Raw genomic sequence first — 24,333 nt, forward strand, 5'->3', positions numbered from 1 at the left:
GTTCAGTTCATTGCTTGAACTTATTGCCATATATAGCGTATTTATGTTGCCCGACGCTAGCTTTATCTCTGAATCAACAGTTTATTTGCTTTTTGATATCCACGTGGTAAGAGGTGCCCTTTTGAAGCTCGTTTACCCATGTATTTCTGTAGATCATCACCTTTTAATTTTAGATGTTGTTGACCTGCAACCACCTGAATTATTTCATCTAAGTTCAGGGTTGTCATGGATAAAATCTGCTCTTTCGCTTCAAGTTGTATCAACTTATTACCTTTACCCTTATTTAAATTTGGCAGTTCTGACAAATCAATAATTAGGAGTCGACCTGCTGAGCTGAGTACAGCCAAATGTGTCATGTTTTGGGCAGATATTAACGGTAGCGCTTTTGATTTTTCAGGTACCGACAAGAAGCTTTTTCCTGCCTTGGCATTAGTATCTAACTGTTTGACTTGAGTTTTAAAACCATAACCTGATGAGCTAGCAGCAATAAGTTCTGACTCTTCATCATCTAAATAGACCTGAATAAACGCGACTCCACTTGCAGGAGCAAGCTTCGAACTTAATGGCTCACCTAAGCCTCTTGCTGATGGCAGACTGCTAATAGGCAAGGCATAACTACGGCCTGTCTCATCGAGGAAATAAATTCGTTGATTGGTTTTACCCACCGCATGACTTAAATACTGGTCGCCAGCACGATAGTTTAAATTCTCGGCATCAACATCCGCACCTTTTGCAGCACGAATCCACCCCGCTTCAGATAAAACCACCGTTACTGCTTCAGCCGGCATTAAATCTTGTTCTCTAATCTGAACAGCTTCAGCACGTGCAACAATTGGAGAACGGCGTTCGTCACCAAACTTTTTCGCGTCTTCTTTTAATTCACCAATAATTAGATTCTTTAAAGATTCAGGGTTTTCTAATTGTTCACGAATAATCGCTGCTTTTGCTGAGAGTTCATCCTGTTCTTGACGGATTTCCATCTCTTCAAGTTTTGCTAAATGGCGTAACTTGAGTTCTAAAATTGCTTCTGCTTGTATCTCATCAATTTTGAAATGATCCATCAATACAGGTTTAGGCTGATCTTCTTCACGAATAATACGAATAACTGTATCAATATCGAGATAAGCAATTAAAAGACCTGCCAAAATATGCAGGCGTTTTTCAATTCGGTTTAAATGATATTCTAAACGGCGAGTTACCGTTTTTTTACGGATCTCAATCCACTCAAGTAAGATACGACGAATTGACTTAACCTGAGGACGACCATCCTCACCAATCATGTTTAAATTAACACGGTAGCTTGATTCTAAATCGGTAGTCGCAAATAAGTGGCTCATCACCGCTTCAGCATCAATACGGTTAGAACGCAGTACAATTACGAGTCGTGTTGGGTTTTCATGATCAGACTCATCGCGCACATCCACCACTAATGGTAGCTTCTTAGCCTGCATTTGGTCGGCAATTTGAGTGATCACCTTAGAACCCGATACTTGATACGGCAATTCGGTAATCACGATTTCATTTTTTTCGATGGTATAAACCGCTCGCATGCGGTAGCTACCACGTCCAGTCGTCTGGATTTTAAGTAATTCTTCAGGCGGAGTAATAATTTCAGCTTTGGTTGGTAAATCTGGCGCTGGAATATATTCAGCCAATTTCTCGTCTGATGTTTGCGGATTACGAATTAAGGCAATTGTTCCTTTAATCACTTCACGCAAATTATGTGGCGGAATATCAGTCGCCATACCAACCGCAATACCAGTTGTGCCGTTGAGTAGAATATTAGGAACTCGTGCTGGCAAAGTAATCGGTTCTTTTAATGAACCATCAAAGTTATCTTGCCATTCACTCGTGCCTTGTCCTAACTCACTTAGTAATAACTCACTGTAGGCAGAAAGTTTTGCCTCGGTATAACGCATCGCAGCAAACGATTTAGGATCATCTGGTGAACCCCAGTTCCCTTGACCTTCAATCAAAGGATAGCGATAACTAAACGGCTGAGCCATCAACACCATGGCTTCATAACATGCCGAATCACCATGCGGATGATATTTACCTAGTACGTCACCCACAGTACGGGCCGATTTTTTTGGCTTACCACTGCTTTTTAAGCCCAACTCGCTCATGGCGTAGACAATACGGCGCTGTACAGGTTTTAAGCCATCACTGATATGTGGCAATGCACGGTCCATGATGACGTACATGGCATAATTTAGGTAAGCCTGTTCAGTAAATTCGGCTACAGAGCGGTTTTCTGTCGCTTGATGCGCAAGGCTGGTCATAGTCAGCTTATCTTCCAAATCAGTCGTTATTTTAAGTGAGTCTTATGCTAAGTGGGCTATGTTACAGACACAAGAGGGACTCTGTCACCTGAGCGTCAAATTATGTCTCATCTCTCTATATTTTTAGTTACTTGCTATAAAGTTAGGCAAACTAGAGACCTATCGACTCTAGTCTTTTACCTTGGGTTTCTTCACCTAATATTAAAATTACAGCTGCAACCAAAAGTAAAACAATAGTAAACATCATAAAAACATGGCTAAACCCATTTTTGGAAACCATCATATGAGTGACGACTATCGGCGCCAAAATTCCACCTAAACGGCCCATTGCCGATGCCCAGCCCGAACCAAAAGCCCGAATGTTGGCTGGATATTGCTCTGGTGTATAGGTATATAACACTCCCCATGCACCCAAATTAAAGAAGGACATGAGACAACCCCAAAACATAATGCTATTTACACTATCGGCTTGTCCAAAGAAATATGCAGACAAGGCACAAAACCCGATAAATGCAGCGAGTGTAATTTTTCTACCTAATCGCTCTACAAACCATGCTGCTGCCAAGTAACCTGGTAGCTGCGCCAAAATCATAAGCAAAACATATTCAAAAGATTTAACGATGTCATAGCCCTGTTTCACTAATAAACTTGGCAGCCACGTAAAGATCCCGTAGTAGGAATAAACAATTCCAAACCAGATGAGCCAAAGCATTAAGCTTCTGCGAGCAAATTGACCACTCCAAAGTTGTTTAAAAGAGACTTTTTGTCGCATGGCTACAGGCACGACTTCAATATGGTGAACAATTTGAACGCCTGCTTGAGCTTCTAATTTTTGAACTAATGCGTGTGCCTCTTCAACACGTCCACGGTTAATCAGGTAAGGTATCGATTCAGGGAGTTTTTTCCAAATGACTAAAATATAAATCAGTGGGAGGCCACCCATAAGAAATGCAATATGCCAACCAAATTTAGGAATAATAAAATAAGAAATGAGTGCAGCAACTAACCAACCCAAACCCCAAAAACTTTCGAGTAGGACGATAAAACGACCACGTACATGTGCAGGTATATATTCACTCACCAATGTCACTGCAACGGGTAACTGTCCACCAAGCCCAAGACCAACAATAAAACGGAAAATTAATAACCACTTCAAATCTGGAGCAAAAGCACATAAGGCAGTCGCAATACTATAGATGGCCATGGTCACTGCAAATATTGTCTTACGGCCAAAGCGATCTGCTAAAGCTCCTGAGCAAACAGCTCCAATAGCCATCCCTACAAAACCAATACTTACAATCCAACCGCTTTCTGCTGGCGTTAATGCCCAGTCTTTAACAAGCGTTGTCATGATAAAAGCAATGATACCGGTGTCCATCGCATCAAACATCCAACCTAAACCAACCACCCACAGTAATGTGTAGTGAAATTTGCCAATTGGAAGATTTTGTATACGTGAAACCAAATCCATAGGAAAAACTCTACTGGAAAAAATAAGTGAGCAAGACAATATATTTAATTGTTATATCATGCTCACATCGAATTCTGCATGATTAATGTTCGTCAGTTGAAGAAGCCGATTCTGCATCATCATCTTTATAAATAAATTTAGGCATTTCTAAGCCAAAATAGATTGCAATCAGACGTAAGGTAAAGCCAAAAATTAAAGTTGAAATAACGGTTAACTCTAGGCTTAATCCTAAATCCTGACAAACCCAGTAACAGATGACTGCCACAAAAGAGATACTCGCATAGAGTTCACGGCGGAAAACGAACGGGACATCGTTACATAAAATATCACGTAAAATACCACCAGATACTCCAGTCAACACTCCAGCTACTGCTGAGACGACAAAACCATGTCCCATTTGTAAGGCAATCTGGCAACCAATGATCGTAAAACCAATCAAGCCTAAAGCATCGAGCACCAAAAAGATGTTATGTAAATGACGCATCCATTTGGCAATAATAATCGTGACAAATGCAGCACAGCAGGTCAGAACTAAGTATTCAGGATGTTTTACCCAAGTTAAAGGATAGTGACCAAGCAATACATCTCGCACCGAACCACCACCTAAAGCAGTCACACAGGCAATCAGTACGACACCGAACCAGTCCATACTCCGTCGACCAGCAGATAATGCACCTGTCATGGCTTCCGCAGTAATCGCAATAATATAAATAACGGTGAGTAACATCGCCCTTTCCCTCAGGCCAAACAGTGGGCGTATTTTAAGATAAACTTACAGAAATTGTGCACAGCATTGCTTAAATTTTTTTCCTGAACCACATATACAAGGTTGTTTCAACGTGACCTGCATATCGACCGTTGGGTCGAGGAAAAACCATTTTTGCTGGTGATAAACAAAATGTGAAACCTCATGATGAATTTGGGCTTTTTGTCCATCATGATAGTGAGCCTTGAACTCAACCTGTGCGTGGGTTTTATCTAATTTTTCGTTGGCGTTAACCACCTCTAAACCCAACCATTGATTTTGTTTGCTCCACTCTGCGATAGCATCTTTATCAAGAGTTGTCTGCTGACCTAAAGCAGTCGTTTGCACAATATAATCAATTTGCTGTAATGCAAAAGCGCTATAACGTGAACGCATAAGCTGCTCTGCCGTTAGTGCTTTGGCTGTGCCTAAATGTAAAGGCTCACAACACTCTATATAGCGGCCTTTTCCACATGGACAAGTTTGTTGGGTCATTTGGTGTTTCTCAAATAAAAAATAGCTCAGAGTTGAGCTATTTTATGATGTTTCTAGACTTAAAACGTCATTTAATCTTTTGATTCATCTTGCTCGATAGAAACAATATGAACTTTCTCAATTTTATGACCTTCCATCGTAATCACTTCAAAGCGATAACCGTCTGCCTCAACAGCTTCACCATTTTCCGGTAAACGGCCTAAATGGAATAACAAGTAGCCCGATAAAGTTGAATACTGTTCACTTTCGTCAACGAGATCACGACCTAATAAAAGTGATACATGGCGAATATCAGTTGAGCCTTCAAGCATTAATGAACCATCTGCCAAGCTTTCAGCAGCAGCGTCTAACTCATCTTCATCTGGGAATTCACCAGCAATTGCTTCTAAGATATCAATTGGTGTTGCGATACCTTCGATGGAACCATATTCATTTAATACGATCGCCATTTGTAAAGGTGCTTGACGCAATTGCTCCATCACCATAAGCACTTGAGCATTTTCATGCACAATCACAGGTTCACGTAGATGCTTTTGGAAATCAATTACACCTGTCTCAATAAAGTTATTTAAAACTTTATGCGTAAGCGCGATACCTTCAATATTATCAAGCTCACCACGTGCAACGATCAAACGAGAATGTGTCATTGACATTAAACGTTCTTTTAAAACTTCAGGCTCATCGTCTAAGTCAATCCACTCAAGTTCAGGGCGTGGAGTCATAACAGATTTTACAGGACGCTCTGATAAACCAAGCACACCTTGTACAAGCACACTGTGATAAGCACCATTTTCTTCGTCAAAAACTTCATCAGCAAAAGCTTGCGTCGCTAATACATCTTCTTTATCAGAAGATTGAGTATCTGAAGAACTACTATTTTTACTGCCTAACATACGTAAAACCGCAGAGGCAGTGCGATAACGCAAGTCTGTAGTGGTAACTAGCTTTTCCTGATTGCGGCGCATGCTCTGATTGATAACTTCTACCAAAACCGAGAAGCCAATTGCAGCATATAAATAGCCCTTCGGAATATGGAAACCAAAGCCTTCCACCACCAAAGAGAAACCGATCATCATCAAGAAGCCAAGACATAGAATGACAACTGTTGGATGTTTATTGACGAAGTCCATGAGTGGTTTTGATGCCCACAACATGATTCCGACAGCAATCACAACCGCAACCATCATGACTGACAGCTCTTTCACCATACCTACAGCTGTAATCACACTGTCTAGTGAGAATACAGCATCAAGCACAACAATCTGGACAATAACCATCCAGAATGCAGCATGAACAGGATTATCTTCTTTATGAAGTTGTTTTCCTTCCATCCGTTCATGCAACTCCATGGTGCCTTTAAATAATAAGAACACACCACCGAATAACAAAATCAAATCACGACCAGAGAATGGATGATCAAAAATATGGAAGAGTGGTTCAGTCAGCGTCACGACCCAAGCAATCGAGGCCAAGAGTACAAGGCGCATTCCTAACGCGAGCACCAAACCAACTATACGTGCTTTAGCTCGTTGCTCTGGCGGCAATTTCTCAGCCAAAATCGCGATAAAAACGAGGTTATCGATCCCCAATACAATTTCAAGAACGATTAAAGTTGCTAAACCCACCCAAGCAGAGGGATCAGACATCCATTCAAAGATCATTGATCCTGCTCCTGTGTTGTTTGGATTTTATCTTTATTTGGCAACACAACAGGCGCGCCTATACAAAGGGGGGAAAATGTTTTTTTAAGACAAGAAATTAAAACGGAGCGACTACAACCACTACCCATATTTGTTCATATGTTGTTAAACGAATTTTTAGTATAGGCAAGATTTAACATAAATTCATCATTTTTATTTGTTCATGACTAGCATTCACCAAACCCATACAAAACATGAATCTTTCTTATAAATCTGCTTATAAAGTTGTCATATCTTTTGCTTACTGTAGACAAGAAATATGAACGTGATAAGGTAAAAATAAAACAATGAATAGCGTATTAACAATGGCAGTAAATGATTCACCAATAACAGCTGTAAAAACAAAACAACCTCTTATTGCATTATATTGTGGTTCACGTGCAGGAAATAACCCAATCTACCGAGAAAAAGCAATTGAACTTGCTCATGGAATCGCTGAACAAGGCTTTGGATTAGTCTATGGCGGTGCCAGTATCGGTTTAATGGGACAAGTCGCAGAGAGCGTTCTTGCAAACGGCGGAGAAGCTGTGGGTGTGATCCCTGAATTTATGCTTGATTATGAAGTCGCACATGCAGGCTTAACTGAATTACATGTCGTAGAAACCATGCATGAACGTAAAGCCATGATGGCAGAACGTGCAAGTGCATTTATTGCGTTGCCGGGTGGCTTAGGAACATTTGAAGAAATATTGGAAATAGCCACTTGGGGCCAACTCAACCAACATCAAAAGCCTATGATTTTATATAACGTAAATGGCTTTTATAACGCTCTTATTGCCCAATTAGACCATGCAGTTCAAGAAGGTTTCCTTCCCCTTCAGCACCGAGCTAAATTAATTGTATGTGATGATGTTGATCAAATTTATAACGTCATTAAAAACCTAAAAATGCCAAAAAGATTTGTTGTCTAGTTGTCCCCCTACTCTATTTAAAAAAGCGGTTCTGCCGCTTTTTTTGTTTTAACTATTTTCACCTCTGCCTTCAAAAGAACTTAGATTTAGTAAAGGGGTATTCAACATTGGCTTACTTCTTTTAAATTCAATTTGTTTTACACTAGACCAAAACGTTAATTTTCAAATGTTATGAATGCCACGCCGACTCACCAAGCCTTGCAACCCGAATATCGCTTACTCGTTCTTTTGGTTTCTATTGGCTTTTTTATGCAGGCCTTGGACACAACCATTGTAAATACCGCGATTCCTGCAATGGCTCATCATCTCAATGAAGATCCTTTACACATGCACAGCGTAGTGGTGGCCTATGTATTATCGGTTGCCGCCTGTATTCCTTTAAGTGGCTGGTTAGCAGACCGCTTTGGTGTTAGAAATATTTTCTTGTCGGCAATCGTAATTTTTACTCTGGCTTCTTTAGGTTGTGGTCTTTCTCAGAGTCTCAATCAGCTATTATTTTTCCGAGTCATCCAAGGCATAGGCGGCGCCTTATTACTCCCTGTTGGCCGATTATCACTTTTAAAAATTATTCCTCGAACTCAGTTCCTAGCTGCAATGAGCTTAATGAGCCTTGCAGGTTTACTCGGACCTTTGGCTGGTCCAACTTTGGGCGGATGGTTGGTTGAAGTTGCAACTTGGCACTGGATTTTTCTTATCAATATTCCTATGGGCATACTTGGCATACTAATGACACTAAAAGTCATGCCAAATGTAAAAGAACCCTTAGTCAAAACATTCGATTTGGGTGGCTTTATCTTATTAGTCGTGGCCATGATTGGATGGTCCTTAGGGATCGAACATCTAGCCTCACCTGAATATTCAAAATGGTTTAGTATTTCGCTATTAGTCGTCGGAATAATCGCAACACTATGGTATGCCTACCATTCACATACTCATCAAAATGCATTATTTCGTAGCCGACTCTTTAGAAACAAAATTTATGCGATTGGTATTTTAGGTAATTTCTTTGCTCGCTTTGGTGGTAATGCCTTACCTTTTGTTTTACCACTCATGCTACAAGTTGCTTTTGGTTTTGAACCCTTTATTGCAGGTTTAATGATGATTCCCTTGGTCTTGGGCTCATTATTTTCAAAGCCAATTGTCAGGCCTATTATTCAAAAAATTGGCTACCGACGTTTTTTACTCATTAACACAACATTAGTTGGGCTATGTATTGCCTCTTTTGCAATTATGACCGTCGATACTCCAACTTGGTTTAGAGCCTTGCACTTTTTCTTGTTTGGCACATTAAATTCACTGCAATTTGTTGGCATGAATACATTAACCTTGAAAGACTTGCCTCAACAAGATGCGAGTAGCGGTAATAGTTTTCTATCGATGATCATGATGCTATCAATGAGTATTGGCGTGGCACTGGCAGGTACACTCATTAACGTATTTACCAATTATTATGGCCCAGCTCATGTAACCACTGCATTCCATGTCACTTTAATTTGCCTCGGTTGTATCAATGTCATTACTGCTTTTATTTTCTGGCAAATTCCAAAGGATACGTCTGTATAAGCGGTTGCATTTTTAGCATGGTTTCTCGCTCGTGAATCACGCTATGATGTCGACTTCAAATTTTAATGAGTTTTGAATGAGCAAACTGGCTAAAACTTTTTTCACATCACAGCACAATACCCTAATCGGAATTGGCTTAGCTTGTGTTATGGGAGTCTTAGCTTATTTTGGTCTGTTCTATCAACAAAAAGCTATTGCGCAGGATTATCCGGTGCAAGGGTTCGATGTTTCTCATCATCAAGGTGATATTAACTGGAAAAAAATATCACCGGAAAAATTCCAATTCGTCTATTTAAAAGCGACTGAAGGCGGCGATTACAAAGATTCAAAATTTCAGGAAAACTGGCTCAAGGCACGTGAACATGGTTTTCATGTAGGCGCTTATCACTTTTATCGTCTATGCCGTGATGGTAAAACGCAAGCGGATAACTTTATTGCGACTGTACCCAACAAAGCCGATGCCCTTCCTCCTGTTATCGATCTAGAATATGACGGTAACTGTATTAATGCACACACCAAAGAACAATTACTTAAAGAAATAGGCATCATGCATGACCGCTTAAAGCAGCACTATGGCAAACAGCCTATTTTTTATATTTCCAAAACTTTTTACCACATTGTATTAATAGGAAGTTTCCCTAATACACCACTTTGGGTCAGAGATTACGAAGGAAAACCTGAGCTGAAAGACAAAAGAAAATGGCTCTTTTGGCAGCATAGTAATCAGGGTAAAATTGAAGGAATCACAAAGTCTGTAGATCTCAATGTTTATGAGGGTTCAGTCAAAGAGTGGCATCAATTTTTACAGCAGCAAGGCATCGTGAAAGCACAATAATATGCGCAAAATCATTCATATCGATATGGATGCCTTTTATGCATCGGTCGAATTGCGAGAGCGTCCTGATCTAAAGCATCTCCCCGTCGTTATTTCTTCGCATCATCCGCGAGCTGTGATTGCTGCTGCCTCCTATCCTGCCCGTGAATTTGGTTTGCGTTCTGCCATGTCGATGAGTCAGGCAAGAAAACTATGCCCTCAAGTTGTCATTATTGAACCAAATTTTGAAAAATACCGTACTGTCTCCACTCAAATTCACTCGATCTTTCAGCAATATACGCTACTTATTGAGCCTTTATCTTTAGATGAAGCTTATTTGGATGTCACTGAGAACCTAAAGCAAATTGCGAGTGCAACCGAAGTTGCCATGCATATTCGGGAAGATATTTTTAGATTAACTGGATTGACCGCGTCGGCAGGTGTGGCACCAAATAAGTTTTTGGCAAAAATTGCTTCGGATTGGAACAAACCTAATGGCTTATGTGTAATCAAACCTTCGCAAGTTGCTACTTTTATTCAAGATCTTCCACTTAAAAAGATTCCTGGTGTGGGTAAAGTCACTCAGGAAAAATTACAACAGCTACAGCTACATACTTTAGGTGATTTACAGAAAATTGAAGAAGCTGTTTTGGTTCACCACTTTGGTAAATATGGACAACAACTCTATCTATATGCTCAGGGCATTGACCATAGACCTGTTCAAGCTGAAAGAGCTCGCCAACAAATTTCGAAAGAGACAACTTTTGACAGTGATTTTACTTTGGTTCAATGCCAGCCCTATTGGCAGGGATTAGCCGAAAAAGTATGGCAAACACTAGAGAGAAAACAGCTCAATGCACGTGGTGTGAATATCAAACTTAAGCTCAAGAATTTTCAAACTTTACAACATAGTAAAAGCTTTAAAAGACCGATCCAGTCACTACAAGACTTAATTCAAGTTTTATTTTTATTATTAAATGAAATGCAGATTCCCGAAAATTTCCAGTTTCGCCTGATTGGTATAGGCGTTTATCAATTACAGACACAAGCGGACGACTTCCAGCTTAACCTTTGGTAATTGACTACTTTTCACCCAAAAGAGCAAACTTTAAACAAAATAGACTCCCTTTTACTGAAACTTTAGAGTAACCTAATCAACGCATATTCATTACCCATGTATTTGCAACATGCCAAAGCAACCTTTACTTTCGGCATATCGTCCTGTGATTGGCGTGACGACCAAATCCGAATATTGCAGGGCTCTTCTGATACATGGCTTAGATATCCCTTCATCACAATAATCTACTGAAATTCTTTTCGACTTGCTTGCACCGACCTAGCAACTCTTCATAAAATCAAAACTATTAAATAAAACCACATTAGAGCATTTTATGACGGTAAAGCGTTTACACGTTACTTCACGCTACTGCGAAGTTGCGACTTCAGGTAATTTAGTACACTTAGCTGGACAACTCGCAGATGATACAAGCGTAGATGTTACAGGACAGACTCAACAAACTTTAGATAATATTGACCGCCTATTGGCAGAAGCTGGCACAGATAAAACCCATATCCTTTCTGTCATGATTTTTTTAAAAGATATTGAAAAAGATTATGCAGCAATGAATGCTGTTTGGGATGCATGGATTAGCGAAGGACATCCACCAGCACGTACATGTGTAGAATCAAAACTCTATGCACCAGATGTACTTGTAGAAATGACAGTTGTTGCGGTACTTCCATAATTTTTATAATTATAAACCTACATAAAATTGAGCAATATCTTGGGTGATATTGCTCAATTTTTTAGTAATTTTAAAATTTTGAATTTCAGCATTTTATTCAAATCTTCTTAAATGAGCTCTCAAATCAATTCTGCTAATGTCGAATTTTTAAGGCTTCACAAAAGCGTTTGACATTCTTTCTAGCTGGGGTGTCGCATGCAAAGTTGCTAATTCTGATTCAGGACTCAATAAGTCTCTTCTTAGGTCATGATAATCAGGCACACTGCTATAATGAAGCACACGATAGCCAGCCAATTGTAATAGACGACGTTCATATTGTTGATGCGCTCGGCGTAAACCGTTTTCCCCTAGAACAACGACTACAATTACCTGATAATTTTGATCAAGCACAACAAAATCAGCTGACATATTTTGATATTTACGACGTGTATGCGCGTATTTTGTAGTTAGAAGTGCATCAAAAGATACATGCGCTAATACGGTAAATTTGGGCAAAACAGTTTGTAGTCTGGTTAAGGTCATTTGCTCATGGCTAGTTAACACTGCACGGCGCTTTAAAGCACTATCATGTTGATGCCTTCGTGACAGACTTTTCACTGCCATAACAACAACCAAAAATAATAATAAGATCGTGATTAAATAATACATGGGCCTAATCCTTTAAGTTTTTTATAATGATTTTGCTAGATCACACTTTGTTTTAATTGATAACGACACAGCCGTTTTTTAAAAGGTTCACTTAGTAATTTCACTTGTAGTTATCAAGCTTGGCTTAAATTTAGCCACCCTCACATTATTTATAATCATAGAATCAATAACAATCAAGTGCAGCTCGTCAGATTTTGGCTATTTATCATTATTCGTTACGTTTTTTGTACTTTAAATCCTCAAAAATCTCATTATACGATTTAAATAGAGTCATAAAAAACAAAACAGGCTCTATTTAAGAGCCTGTTTTATCATTATCCACGGACTTTAGATTTAGGTTTACTTTTCCCACCAAACGGTCTTTTTTCTCCTGTTTCACGAGGAGGCAAACCATTATGTTGCGTTAGAACCTGTCCTTTTTGTGGACGCTTTTGATTCGAATGATGATTCGTTTGCTGATTATTTCGTTTAACCGAATCGCCTGCTGTAGACGAATTTTTCTTACGAGCAGACTTATATTCCCCTTCCGTGCCTTTTGGCTGATAAGTCGGAATTAAATGCTGCTTCGAATTACCAATTAAATCTGCACGACCCATCTCTTTTAGGGTCTCACGAAGTAATGGCCAGTTGTTTGGATCATGATAACGCAAGAATGCTTTATGCAGACGACGGCGTTTTTCACCTTTTACAATATCAACCTTTTCAGTATAGCGAGCTACTTTAGCAAGTGGGTTTTTCCCCGAATAATACATCGTTGTTGCAGTTGCCATTGGTGAAGGATAGAACGTCTGTACCTGATCGGCACGGAAACCGTTCTTTTTCAACCAAATTGCAAGGTGCATCATGTCATAATCTGAAGTACCTGGATGCGCAGCAATAAAGTAAGGAATTAAATATTGCTCTTTTCCTGCTTCTTTACTGAAACGGTCAAACATTTGTTTGAAACGATCATACGTACCAATACCCGGTTTCATCATCTTAGATAACGGGCCTTGCTCAGTATGTTCAGGAGCAATTTTTAAATAACCACCAACGTGATGTTGTACTAGTTCTTTTACATATTCAGGGTTGAGTACCGCAAGGTCATAGCGCAGACCAGAACCAATTAGAATCTTCTTCACACCTTTAATAGCGCGCGCTTTACGATAAAGCTGCACTAATGGCGCGTGATCGGTATGTAAGTTTTGACAAACACCCGGATAAACACAAGAAGGTTTACGACAGTTCTTCTCAATTTCTGGGTCTTTACAGTGCAAACGGTACATGTTTGCTGTTGGACCACCTAAGTCTGAAATAATGCCGGTAAAGTTTGGTGCTGTATCACGGATTTTTTCAATCTCACGTAAGATCGAATCTTCCGAACGGTTTTGGATAATACGACCTTCATGTTCTGTAATCGAACAGAACGTACAGCCGCCAAAACAGCCACGCATAATGTTGACCGAGAATTTGATCATATCAAATGCAGGGAAACGAGCATCACCATAAGTAGGATGTGGCAAACGTGCATAAGGTAAATCAAACACATAATCCATTTCCTCAGTAGTTAGAGGAATTGGGGGCGGGTTAATCCACACATCTCGTTCACCATGGCGCTGCACCAACGCACGGGCATTACCGGGGTTGGTTTCAAGGTGCAAAATACGGTTTGCATGTGCATAAAGCACTTGATCATTTGCCACTTCTTCAAAAGAAGGCAAACGAATAACCGCCAACTCTCGTGGTGGTAATTTGTGTTTAATTGCTTTTGACGGTGCTGGCTTTAATTGAACGATTTGAGTGTCATCATCAAGTTTGTCGCCTTCACGCACAATCGGATTTGCAACAATCTCTTTTTGGAAGTTTTGATACTGAGCTAGAGAGTTACCCTTTTCTTTTTCAACCTCACAGCCGTCAATATCTTCTGTCATGACATAGGGGTTAATAATTGGATCAACACGCCCAACGGTATCTACATCATTACTCGCAACTTCAACAAACTTTGCTTTTGATGCTTTGTTATGTTTATTAATAATAAATGCTGTACCACGAACGTCTGTAATCTCGTGGATTTTTTCACCTTTAGCCAAACGATGCATCACATCAATAATGGCACGCTCACCATTACCATACATGAGCAAATCGGCTTTTGAGTCCATCAAAATCGAACGACGGACTTTATCTGACCAATAATCGTAGTGGGCAATACGGCGTAAACTGCCTTCAATACCACCCAATAACACAGGTACATCAGGGAAAGCTTCTCGACAACGTTGGCAATAAACTGTTGCTGCACGGTCTGGACGTTTATTTGGTTCATTATTTGGAGAATAAGCATCATCCGAACGAATTTTACGATCTGCCGTATAACGGTTAATCATCGAATCCATATTACCTGCGGTTACACCCCAAGCAATTGTTGGCTTACCTAAAACGCGGAAGCTTTCAACATTGGTCCAGTCTGGCTGCGCAATAATTCCGACACGGAAACCTTGTGCCTCAAGCACACGTCCAATCACACCCGATACAAATGATGGATGGTCAATATAAGCATCACCACAGACTAAAATAAAGTCACAAGCATCCCAGCCGAGTTGGTCCATTTCTTCTCGTGACATCGGCAAAAATGGCGCTGGTTCAAAACACGACGCCCAATATTTGTCGTAATCAAACAACGCTTTTGGCGCAGTTTGCATGGTGTAGGCAGTAGACATGGCTTGCGAATCTCGGCTAGCAGATGAAGGAGAGACATCTAAAGATGAAAGCCGATCATTTTAACATGAATTTCATTCATTTTCCCTGTTTATAAAACATGCGAAAACAACAATATAGAAATTAATTTGATTAAAGTTTATTCAATATTTTATTCTTAGCATAAATACGGCGGATCAAAATCCGCCGCAGTTTTAATTTTTATTTATAGAGCTTAGAACAAAGCTTTTGGCAAACGAATTTGAATAATCTCGTTATCGTCAGCCAGTTTTGCGTTACGTCCTGTAGAACCAGGGAAATTATTATCATTGAAAACGGTAAGAGTTGTAGCATTTTCAATAATCACATCTTCGATCGTCTCAAATGGAAAAGCAAAAACCTGCCCCGTACCAATATCCCCTGCTCTAGCTGTGCCATACAACATATTCGGGTTAGCAATTTTAATTAAATCGACTAAATCTTCACGGCTAACTAGTTGACCTGACTCATTTAATTTAATACGAATTAATTTTTTATAGCCGCCTAAATTATTCTGGGTGGCATCACGTTCAATAATGATCCCTTCTTTATCATTAAAGAGTTGGAAGTCACCAATATTGGTTGCCTTACTGTCTAACTGGAACCAATAATATTTTCCTGTATACGCTTTTTTCTTCACATCAAATTGAGAAATCAATAATTGTCTTTCCGTTTCTCGAATTGATTTAATTGGCTTTTCTATAAGAGGGTAAAGATACTGCCCATCTGGCGAAATCGCCATTCCTTCAAAACCGCCACTTTGTTGAACTAGAGGTTCTACAAAATTAATTTGTGCTTTATTAAATTGATTTTGTGGTGAACGTAATTCTTGAGTCGGATTTAACGGATTTGGCAGAGCAATCGGTGCATCTAATAACACGCCATCTGCTGAGAAATGGAGTAAATATGGACCAAATTCATCTCCAATCCAGTAGGTCCCGTCACTAGTACGCTGCATCGACTCTGGGTCAAAATCAGCACCCGTTAATAAACGCTCAGGTGTATTACCATTGATGATATTAAATGGAATTAATTTATTCGGATCACGCAGTTGGATAAAGCTTTGTACAGTAACTTGGCTCGTGCCTTTAGCTTTAGTTTTGAAATCAGGCTTTATTTTATAAATACGAAGTAAAAAGTCTGATGAATTATCTTGAGTGCCAAAACCGTTATCGGCCATAGCCATATAACTGCCATCTTCATTTTTTAAGGCAGCAGAAAACCCCTGTACAGGTTGACCTTTAAATGGAGGATAAATTCCATTTGCACCTTTCACATATGCGCCAGAGTCTGGACCAGCAGCATAAGTTTCTACAGGTAACTTAGCAAAAGAAATTAAGGTTGGTTCGGTAACATTTTCAGTAGGTGAATTTTGTTCTTGGTCGTTATCATCATTACATGCCGCCAATCCTAAACTGGCACAGCATAATAATACCGCTAATGTTTTTTTGCTCATGGTTTTATACAGTTGGTAAAAAATTAAGCAAATTTAATCAAGCTTATATGAAGTTTTTACTTCAAAAAGATGAAATCTTTATGGCGAAAATATGACAAGACTAACTATTTAATACAACCTCAAAAATTCGACCTCTTCGCTAAGAACTGATTAAAGTTTTGTTGGCTGATATTCTCCAGCAATTGCTGCTTTTAAAAATTTTTGGAAAGTTGGACATTCCATATGATTTTCAGCAGGACATACAGCAGCATGTTCTAATCCTTGGCTGATAAAATGCAATCGTTTTGCCATTTGCTCTAACTGTTCAGCTTTATCTTTTAATTTTTGCCGATCAAGTTCAGGCTTACCATCTTGTCCAAACATTGCAGCAATCTCATTTAAAGAAAAACCCGCAGCACGACCCAAAGAGATTAATGCCAATTGATCAATGACCTGTTTACCATATTGTCGACGTAAGCCTTGCCGCCCTATCGATTTAATTAATCCCTTCTCTTCATAAAAACGTAGTGTAGCCGTTGTGACTTTTGCCTTTTTAGCAACTTCACCAATATCCATAATAACCTCTTGACTTCAAGTGAACTTGAACTTGCACAATAAATTTATCACGTTTCATACGTATAAAAGCAAGGTGTAAAAATGAATACCTCTACGTTGTTCTTTCAAGCTTTATTTCTTGGTATTGGTGCAACTATATTTATGGATATCTGGCTGTTCATATTAAAGATATTCAAAATTCCGACCATAAATTTTGCCTTCCTCGGCCGCTGGGTTGGTTGGATATTTCAAGGGAAACTTATCCATCAATCTATTGCAAAAAGCCCTCAAATTAAGGGTGAATATTTATTGGGTTGGATTGCTCACTATAGTGTTGGGATTATCTTTGCATTGAGTTTTCTTTTCATTATTGGTTCAACTTGGCTTAGCCAACCTCAGTTTTATTCAGCACTTCTATTTGGTGTAGTCACCGTTCTCATTCCATTTTTTATTATGCAACCTGCGATGGGTAGTGGCTTTGCTTCATCAAAAACACCCCATCCTTTTTTGAACTGTCTAAAAAGTTTAATGAACCATAGTGTTTTTGGTTGTGGCTTATATCTCACTGCAAAACTATTTCAAATTTAAAGAAAAAGGAGACTGCTCATGAAAACTGTTGCTATCATTTACCATAGCCGCCAAGGCCACACCCAATTTATTGCTCAGCAAATTCAAACTGGTATTTTAAGCCATAAAAATATTAAAGCAGATTTACTCAATGCCGAAGATTTCATCGATAGCCCAGAAATTCTTAACCAATATGACGGCTTAATTTGGGGGTCTCCCACTTATTTAGGTGGTGTATCTTCCAAGTTAAAACAGCTCATGGATGCAACAGGCCCTTTATGGAAAAAACAGAGTTTTAAAGGAAAATTGGCGGCTGGTTTTACCGTTTCATCTCTTCCCGCCGGTGATAAACAATCGACGTTAATTTCGATTTTCACCTTTTGTATGCAACACGGCATGTTATGGGTCGGTAACCCAATCATGCCTGAACAGCACAAAGGCATTCCTTATACGCAAGCAGCCAACCGTCTCGGTTCATGGTCAGGCTTAATGGCTCAAGCTGAACATGGCAGTAATGCAGATGGTTTTGATGAAGGAGATATTAAAACTGCTCAACAATTTGGAGAAAATTTTGCATTGACCTTAAATGCTTATCAAGGAATATAAGGCCATGAAAGCACAGAAACTTTTATTCCTCTTAATTTTATCAGGAATGATGTCTTTTATAGTTTCAGGTATTTCAACTTTCAAGGCTGTAGGGCTAAATCATCACTTCGTTTCATTATGGTTATCGGCTTGGATCATTGCATGGATATTAGCTTTCCCAAGTGTATTGATTTGTGCTCCTATAGCCCAGAAATTAGTCGACATCATATCTAAGAAAGTTGAAAAAAAACGACTGTAAGTTAAAACGTACAAAACTTGCGGTGATTTGCGGATATTCAGCTTTAGTATTTTTTCATAGTATATAAATCATAGAGAGACAGGATGTCTCATTGAAGAAGAATAAGAACGCAGGAAGCGGTAGTTGACAGGAGTTAGCTACATAAGCTGAATACGAAGAAACCTCGACAGGATGTCGGGGTTTTTTTCATTTTAATTATACAAAATTCTTACTTTATAGATGTGCTGAGCAACAGAACTTATATTGATCCGATAAGTACGGCTGAATACCATCATTTCATTTGAAATTTGATTATTGGTTTTGTATTTTGCTTACCTCATCTTTAGCTCAAGATCATTTTGAACCCTCACAATTACACCGCCTTAGCCTCAAATTTTTTATTATTGCATTGATGACAATAATGACAGGGTGTACAAGCTTAGGGCCGAATAGTGGTTCATTTTCTTGGCGCTCCAATAAACTCTCGTCTGGCTTACAAAAGGCGTATTCTGTTCCAGCGAGCACAGCCAATCGGCTATCTCCAATGATTATTCAAAGTGCTGACCAATATAATGTCCCCCCTCTTTTACTCGCAGCAGTCATCAGGCAAGAGTCTAGTTACAATAGTAATGCTCGCTCTCCTACTGGTGCTGTCGGTTTAACTCAAATTATTCCGAGTTATTGGCAACAAACTTGTGCTGGGAATTTGTATGATGAAACTACTAATATCCAATGTGGGGCTTATATCTTAAATCATTATTATCAGTCAGCTGATAGTTGGTTCAAGGCAACAGCTTATTATAATGTGGGACCAACTGGATATGAGCGAAGCTTCTGGACACGACACAAAGCAAAAAAATATGCTCGATCTGTGAAACGTCATCAGAAAACTTTAAAAAGTGCATTATAAATTCAGATCAAATAAAAAAAGCCCATCTATTAATGGGCTTTTTACATAGTTAATTTTATTCGTCAAATAAACCTTCAAATAAAACAGAAGATAAATAACGTTCTCCGCTATCAGGAAGAATAACAACTATTGTTTTACCAGCATTTTCAGGACGCTCTGCAATTTTAGCTGCAGCAGCCAAGGCAGCTCCACTTGAGATACCTACCAAAATACCTTCTTGAGTTGCACAGTTTCTCGCCCATTGAATTGCTTCTTCACTACTCACTGGTAAGACTTCATCAACCAAATCCAAATCAAGATTTTTTGGAATAAAGTTTGCACCAATCCCCTGAATTTTATGGGGTGCAGGCGTAATACTTTCACCATTTTTAGTTTGAGTAATAATTGGAGACTCAGCAGGTTCAACTGCTACTGAGTACAATGGCTTATTTTGGACCTGTTCAAAATAACGAGAAATACCCGTTATCGTACCTCCAGTACCTACGCCAGCAACTAAAATATCAACCTGCCCACCTGTTGCTTGCCAAATTTCTGGGCCAGTTGTGTCCACATGAATTTGTGGATTGGCTGGATTTTCGAATTGTTGAGGTAAGAAATAAACATCTGGTTGCTCAGTTGCTAATCGTACCGCTTCATCAACCGCACCTTTCATCCCTTTCGCCGGTTCAGTTAGAATTAAATTAGCACCTAAAGCTTTTAATACTTTTCTGCGTTCAAGACTCATGCTGGCTGGCATAGTCAAAGTAATTGGATAACCCTTCGCCGCCGCAACAAAAGCCAATGCAATCCCTGTATTACCACTTGTTGGTTCAACAATATGCATGCCTTCTTTCAACACACCTCTTTTTTCTGCATCTGCAATAAGTGCAGCCCCAATACGGCATTTCACAGAAAAGGCAGGATTACGACTTTCTACTTTCGCTAATACAGTTGCACCAGTTTTAATTAAACGGTTGATACGAACTAAAGGAGTATTACCAATAGCTTCTGCATTATTTGAATAAACTGCGATACCTAAATTATTGGGTGTTGGGAATTGTTGATCGGTAGACATGTTATATCCTTATTAGACTTGATATGAATTTCTTCCATTATAATCATATAAAGAATTATAGGTATAAATTCCGGGCAATAAAAAACACCCCCATTCTTGCGAATGGGGGTGTTTGTAATAATGAGCTGGCGATGACTTACTCTCACATGGGTAACCCCACACTACCATCAGCGCTAAGAGGTTTCACTTCTGAGTTCGGGAAGGGATCAGGTGGTTCACTCTTGCTATGGTCGCCAGCACAACTGTTTATGGATACTTGCTTCGTTTTATTCACTGTGTGATACGTTGCGTTTTCCAAATTTTTACAGATGGGCTGATTGAATCTGATTTTTCGTTGTTCATTTTAGCTAAGTGTTTAACTAAATCAAGTTGCTTTGCATGTTTATGAATCGATTGATGCTTCATATACAACTGCTTGGGTGTTGTATAGTCAAGCCTCACGAGCAATTAGTATTGGTCAGCTTCACATATCACTATGCTTCCACATCCAACCTATCAACGTCCTAGTCTCGAACGGCTCTTTAGAGGAATAAATTCCTAGGGAAATCTTATCTTGAGGTAGGCTTCCCGCTTAGATGCTTTCAGCGGTTATCCCTTCCGAACATAGCTACCCGGCGATGCGACTGGCGTCACAACCGGTACACCAGAGGTTCGTCCACTCTGGTCCTCTCGTACTAGGAGCAGATCCTCTCAAATTTCCAGCGCCCACGGTAGATAGGGACCGAACTGTCTCACGACGTTCTAAACCCAGCTCGCGTACCTCTTTAAATGGCGAACAGCCATACCCTTGGGACCTGCTTCAGCCCCAGGATGAGATGAGCCGACATCGAGGTGCCAAACACCGCCGTCGATATGAACTCTTGGGCGGTATCAGCCTGTTATCCCCAGAGTACCTTTTATCCGTTGAGCGATGGCCCTTCCATACAGAACCACCGGATCACTAAGACCTACTTTCGTACCTGCTCGACTTGTGGGTCTCGCAGTTAAGCGCGCTTTTGCCTTTATACTCTACGCGTGATTTCCGACCACGCTGAGCGCACCTTCGTACTCCTCCGTTACTCTTTAGGAGGAGACCGCCCCAGTCAAACTACCCACCAGACACGGTCCTCGTCCCGGATAACGGGACAGAGTTAGAACCTCAACATTACCAGGGTGGTATTTCAAGGACGGCTCCATTGGAACTAGCGTTCCAACTTCAAAGCCTCCCACCTATCCTACACAAGTAAGGTCAAAGTTCAGTGTCAAGCTGCAGTAAAGGTTCACGGGGTCTTTCCGTCTAGCCGCGGGTACACTGCATCTTCACAGCGATTTCGATTTCACTGAGCCTCTGCTGGAGACAGCGCCGCCATCATTATGCCATTCGTGCAGGTCGGAACTTACCCGACAAGGAATTTCGCTACCTTAGGACCGTTATAGTTACGGCCGCCGTTTACTGGGGCTTCGATCAAGAGCTTCGCTTACGCTAACCCCATCAATTAACCTTCCAGCACCGGGCAGGCATCACACCCTATACGTCCACTTTCGTGTTTGCAGAGTGCTATGTTTTTAATAAACAGTTGCAGCGGCCTGGTTTCTGCGGCTGTCGTCAGCTCAGGAAGCAAGTTCCATCACCAACAACAGCGTACCTTCTCCCGAAGTTACGGTACCATTTTGCCTAGTTCCTTCAGCAGAGTTCTCTCAAGCGCCTTGGTCTACTCGACCTGACCACCTGTGTCGGTTTCGGGTACGATTCCTGTGTAACTGAAGCTTAGAGACTTTTCCTGGAAGCATGGTATCAGCCACTTCACTGTACAAGTACAGCTTGCTATCGGATCTCAGTATAGAGTACCCCGGATTTGCCTAAGATACATACCTACATCCTTCCACCTGGACAACCAACGCCAGGCTGACTTAACCTTCTCCGTCCTCTCATCGCATTACACAGAAGTATTGGAATATTAACCAATTTCCCATCGACTACGCCTTTCGGCCTCGCCTTAGGGGTCGACTCACCCAGCCCCGATTAACGTTGGACTGGAACCCTTGGTCTTTCGGCGAACGGGTTTTTCACCCGTTTTGTCGTTACTCACGTCAGCATTCGCACTTCTGATACCTCCAGCATACTTCTCAATACACCTTCATCGGCTTACAGAACGCTCCCCTACCACTTGACTAATGTCAAATCCGCAGCTTCGGCACATAGTTTTAGCCCCGTTACATCTTCCGCGCAGGCCGACTCGACTAGTGAGCTATTACGCTTTCTTTAAAGGGTGGCTGCTTCTAAGCCAACCTCCTAGCTGTCTATGCCTTCCCACATCGTTTCCCACTTAACTATGATTTTGGGGCCTTAGCTGGCGGTCTGGATTGTTTTCCTCTTGACTACGGACGTTAGCACCCGCAGTCTGTCTCCCGGATAGTACTCATAGGTATTCGGAGTTTGCATCGGTTTGGTAAGTCGGGATGACCCCCTAGCCGAAACAGTGCTCTACCCCCTATGGTATTCGTCCGAGGCGCTACCTAAATAGCTTTCGGGGAGAACCAGCTATCACCAGGCTTGATTAGCCTTTCACCCCTATCCACAAGTCATCCCCTGGCTTTTCAACGACAGTGGGTTCGGTCCTCCAGTTAGTGTTACCCAACCTTCAACCTGCTCATGGATAGATCGCCTGGTTTCGGGTCTATACCCAGCAACTAAACGCCCTATTAAGACTCGATTTCTCTACGGCTCCCCTATACGGTTAACCTCGCTACTGAATATAAGTCGCTGACCCATTATACAAAAGGTACGCAGTCACACCACGAAGGTGCTCCCACTGCTTGTATGCATGCGGTTTCAGGATCTATTTCACTCCCCTCACAGGGGTTCTTTTCGCCTTTCCCTCACGGTACTGGTTCACTATCGGTCAGTCAGGAGTATTTAGCCTTGGAGGATGGTCCCCCCATATTCAGACAAGGTTTCACGTGCCTCGCCCTACTCGTCATCATTATGTGTGCCCTTTCGTGTACGGGAATATCACCCTCTACGTTCGCACTTCCCAGAGCGTTCCACTAAAACACACATAACTTAATGGGCTGATCCCCGTTCGCTCGCCGCTACTGAGGGAATCTCAATTGATTTCTTTTCCTAAGGGTACTGAGATGTTTCACTTCCCCTCGTTCGCCTTGCAACACTATGTATTCATGTTGCAATACCTACCTTAAAGTAGGTGGGTTCCCCCATTCAGAAATCTCCGGATCAAAGGATATTTGCCGCCTCCCCGGAGCTTTTCGCAGGCTATCACGTCTTTCATCGCCTCTGACTGCCAAGGCATCCACCACATGCACTTAATTACTTGACTATACAACCCCAAACAGTCGATGTTACCTACAAGTTAGTAACTTCAACATTTCAGTTTAGAGTACTGTGTATTTAAACACTGTACAGCTTCAATCTAAATTCATATACCAAAACGCTTGATTCAGTTAATTTGCTAGTTCTCAATTCATCTAGATTAATTGCTTAATCTAAACTCTTGAGTGAACAATTTATTTCAGACTCAATTTTGCCAATCTGTTAATGAATAAACATGCCTTCGTCAGGTCATGCTTAATACCGTGATACTTAAATCACAGAAGTTAATAAACCAAGATCTAAATCTCTATTTACTAATTTCTGTAATCCGAACTTCTCTTAAGTTCTGGTGGAGACTAGGAGAGTCGAACTCCTGACCTCCTGCGTGCAAAGCAGGCGCTCTACCAACTAAGCTAAGTCCCCAGCTTACATCATCAGTCATGTATCCTTTATCTATAACTTCAACCAATCAAAGTCATGGTGGGTCTGACAAGACTTGAACTTGTGACCCCACGCTTATCAAGCGTGTGCTCTAACCAACTGAGCTACAGACCCTCAGATACATCTATGAAGAACAACTTGTTGTGGATTCTTAC

General features: G+C 40.6%; 20 protein-coding genes, 2 tRNA genes, 2 rRNA genes and 1 pseudogene. 9 read left to right on the plus strand and 16 right to left on the minus strand.

Annotated elements, in window-relative coordinates:
* Positions 1-62: 62 nt before the first annotated feature.
* The 5 genes from parC to KIP84_RS17570 all read right to left on the minus strand — a co-directional run bounded on the left by parC (position 63) and on the right by KIP84_RS17570 (position 6,654).
* On the minus strand, positions 63-2,282 hold the full coding sequence (parC, locus tag KIP84_RS17550; protein ID WP_005079495.1) for a DNA topoisomerase IV subunit A: 2,220 nt from the start codon (positions 2,280-2,282) through the stop codon (positions 63-65).
* A 151-nt stretch (positions 2,283-2,433) separates the two neighbouring features.
* Positions 2,434-3,753: an MFS transporter gene (locus tag KIP84_RS17555; RefSeq protein ID WP_002121171.1), complete on the minus strand. Its 1,320-nt coding sequence runs from the start codon at positions 3,751-3,753 to the stop codon at positions 2,434-2,436.
* An 82-nt stretch (positions 3,754-3,835) separates the two neighbouring features.
* Complete coding sequence (locus KIP84_RS17560; protein ID WP_002121256.1) at positions 3,836-4,480, minus strand: trimeric intracellular cation channel family protein; 645 nt, start codon at positions 4,478-4,480, stop codon at positions 3,836-3,838.
* Positions 4,481-4,525: 45 nt separating this feature from the next.
* Positions 4,526-4,993, minus strand: coding sequence for a YchJ family protein (locus tag KIP84_RS17565; RefSeq protein WP_213688993.1), 468 nt, complete (start codon positions 4,991-4,993; stop codon positions 4,526-4,528).
* A gap of 71 nt (positions 4,994-5,064) precedes the next feature.
* Positions 5,065-6,654, minus strand: coding sequence for a TerC family protein (locus KIP84_RS17570; RefSeq protein ID WP_002121643.1), 1,590 nt, complete (start codon positions 6,652-6,654; stop codon positions 5,065-5,067).
* Positions 6,655-6,980: 326 nt separating this feature from the next.
* On the opposite strand from KIP84_RS17570, the gene KIP84_RS17575 reads away from it, so the two are divergent.
* The 4 genes from KIP84_RS17575 (at position 6,981) to dinB (ending at position 11,059) form a co-directional block, all read left to right on the plus strand.
* A complete protein-coding gene (locus KIP84_RS17575) occupies positions 6,981-7,604 on the plus strand; it encodes a TIGR00730 family Rossman fold protein (protein WP_002062375.1) in 624 nt (207 codons plus the stop codon).
* Between the two features lie 171 nt (positions 7,605-7,775).
* Positions 7,776-9,167 carry a multidrug transporter subunit MdtD gene (gene mdtD, locus KIP84_RS17580; protein WP_213688994.1) on the plus strand — a complete coding sequence of 464 codons (1,392 nt, stop codon included), beginning with the start codon at positions 7,776-7,778 and terminating at the stop codon, positions 9,165-9,167.
* 76 nt (positions 9,168-9,243) lie between these two features.
* Positions 9,244-10,002, plus strand: coding sequence for a GH25 family lysozyme (locus KIP84_RS17585; RefSeq protein WP_213688995.1), 759 nt, complete (start codon positions 9,244-9,246; stop codon positions 10,000-10,002).
* Position 10,003: 1 nt separating this feature from the next.
* Positions 10,004-11,059, plus strand: a complete 1,056-nt coding sequence (dinB, locus tag KIP84_RS17590) for a DNA polymerase IV (RefSeq protein ID WP_213688996.1) — start codon at positions 10,004-10,006, stop codon at positions 11,057-11,059.
* A gap of 4 nt (positions 11,060-11,063) precedes the next feature.
* Here the strand turns inward: dinB and KIP84_RS17595 are convergent.
* Positions 11,064-11,180: pseudogene (locus KIP84_RS17595) on the minus strand (hypothetical protein).
* A 192-nt stretch (positions 11,181-11,372) separates the two neighbouring features.
* Between KIP84_RS17595 and KIP84_RS17600 the strand changes: the two are divergent.
* A complete protein-coding gene (locus KIP84_RS17600; RefSeq protein WP_069122028.1) occupies positions 11,373-11,726 on the plus strand; it encodes a RidA family protein in 354 nt (117 codons plus the stop codon).
* A gap of 147 nt (positions 11,727-11,873) precedes the next feature.
* Here the strand turns inward: KIP84_RS17600 and KIP84_RS17605 are convergent, their stop codons facing one another.
* From KIP84_RS17605 to KIP84_RS17620, 4 genes are all read right to left on the minus strand, one after another.
* Positions 11,874-12,374: a DUF2726 domain-containing protein gene (locus tag KIP84_RS17605; RefSeq protein ID WP_002121669.1), complete on the minus strand. Its 501-nt coding sequence runs from the start codon at positions 12,372-12,374 to the stop codon at positions 11,874-11,876.
* Between the two features lie 314 nt (positions 12,375-12,688).
* Positions 12,689-15,067 (minus strand): YgiQ family radical SAM protein, encoded by a 2,379-nt coding sequence (locus KIP84_RS17610; protein ID WP_213688997.1) that lies wholly within the window; start codon positions 15,065-15,067, stop codon positions 12,689-12,691.
* Between the two features lie 212 nt (positions 15,068-15,279).
* Positions 15,280-16,539: an esterase-like activity of phytase family protein gene (locus KIP84_RS17615; protein ID WP_069122026.1), complete on the minus strand. Its 1,260-nt coding sequence runs from the start codon at positions 16,537-16,539 to the stop codon at positions 15,280-15,282.
* Positions 16,540-16,689: 150 nt separating this feature from the next.
* Positions 16,690-17,094 (minus strand): helix-turn-helix domain-containing protein, encoded by a 405-nt coding sequence (locus KIP84_RS17620; RefSeq protein ID WP_032005802.1) that lies wholly within the window; start codon positions 17,092-17,094, stop codon positions 16,690-16,692.
* An 81-nt stretch (positions 17,095-17,175) separates the two neighbouring features.
* On the opposite strand from KIP84_RS17620, the gene KIP84_RS17625 reads away from it, so the two are divergent.
* The 4 genes from KIP84_RS17625 (at position 17,176) to KIP84_RS17640 (ending at position 19,373) form a co-directional block, all read left to right on the plus strand.
* Positions 17,176-17,661, plus strand: a complete 486-nt coding sequence (locus KIP84_RS17625) for a DUF2938 domain-containing protein (protein ID WP_213688998.1) — start codon at positions 17,176-17,178, stop codon at positions 17,659-17,661.
* Between the two features lie 18 nt (positions 17,662-17,679).
* Entirely contained in the window at positions 17,680-18,246 is a 567-nt protein-coding gene (locus KIP84_RS17630) for a flavodoxin family protein (RefSeq protein ID WP_213688999.1), read from the plus strand.
* A gap of 4 nt (positions 18,247-18,250) precedes the next feature.
* Positions 18,251-18,484 carry a DUF2798 domain-containing protein gene (locus tag KIP84_RS17635; protein WP_005065652.1) on the plus strand — a complete coding sequence of 78 codons (234 nt, stop codon included), beginning with the start codon at positions 18,251-18,253 and terminating at the stop codon, positions 18,482-18,484.
* 280 nt (positions 18,485-18,764) lie between these two features.
* The gene (locus tag KIP84_RS17640; protein WP_079381008.1) at positions 18,765-19,373 is read left to right on the plus strand and encodes a transglycosylase SLT domain-containing protein; all 609 of its coding nucleotides are present in this window, start codon (positions 18,765-18,767) and stop codon (positions 19,371-19,373) included.
* Between the two features lie 55 nt (positions 19,374-19,428).
* Here the strand turns inward: KIP84_RS17640 and cysK are convergent, their stop codons facing one another.
* The 6 genes from cysK to KIP84_RS17665 form a co-directional block, all read right to left on the minus strand.
* The gene (cysK, locus tag KIP84_RS17645; protein WP_213689000.1) at positions 19,429-20,427 is read right to left on the minus strand and encodes a cysteine synthase A; all 999 of its coding nucleotides are present in this window, start codon (positions 20,425-20,427) and stop codon (positions 19,429-19,431) included.
* A 123-nt stretch (positions 20,428-20,550) separates the two neighbouring features.
* Positions 20,551-20,665, minus strand: a 5S ribosomal RNA gene (gene rrf / locus KIP84_RS17650).
* A gap of 32 nt (positions 20,666-20,697) precedes the next feature.
* On the minus strand, positions 20,698-20,832 hold the full coding sequence (locus tag KIP84_RS18940) for a hypothetical protein (RefSeq protein ID WP_017481231.1): 135 nt from the start codon (positions 20,830-20,832) through the stop codon (positions 20,698-20,700).
* A 21-nt stretch (positions 20,833-20,853) separates the two neighbouring features.
* Positions 20,854-23,744, minus strand: a 23S ribosomal RNA gene (locus tag KIP84_RS17655).
* A 340-nt stretch (positions 23,745-24,084) separates the two neighbouring features.
* Positions 24,085-24,160 (minus strand) — tRNA-Ala (locus tag KIP84_RS17660).
* Positions 24,161-24,215: 55 nt separating this feature from the next.
* A tRNA-Ile gene (locus KIP84_RS17665) sits at positions 24,216-24,292 on the minus strand.
* Positions 24,293-24,333 lie beyond the last annotated feature (41 nt).

This window comes from Acinetobacter sp. BHS4 (assembly GCF_018454425.1).
GTDB lineage: Bacteria > Pseudomonadota > Gammaproteobacteria > Pseudomonadales > Moraxellaceae > Acinetobacter > Acinetobacter pittii.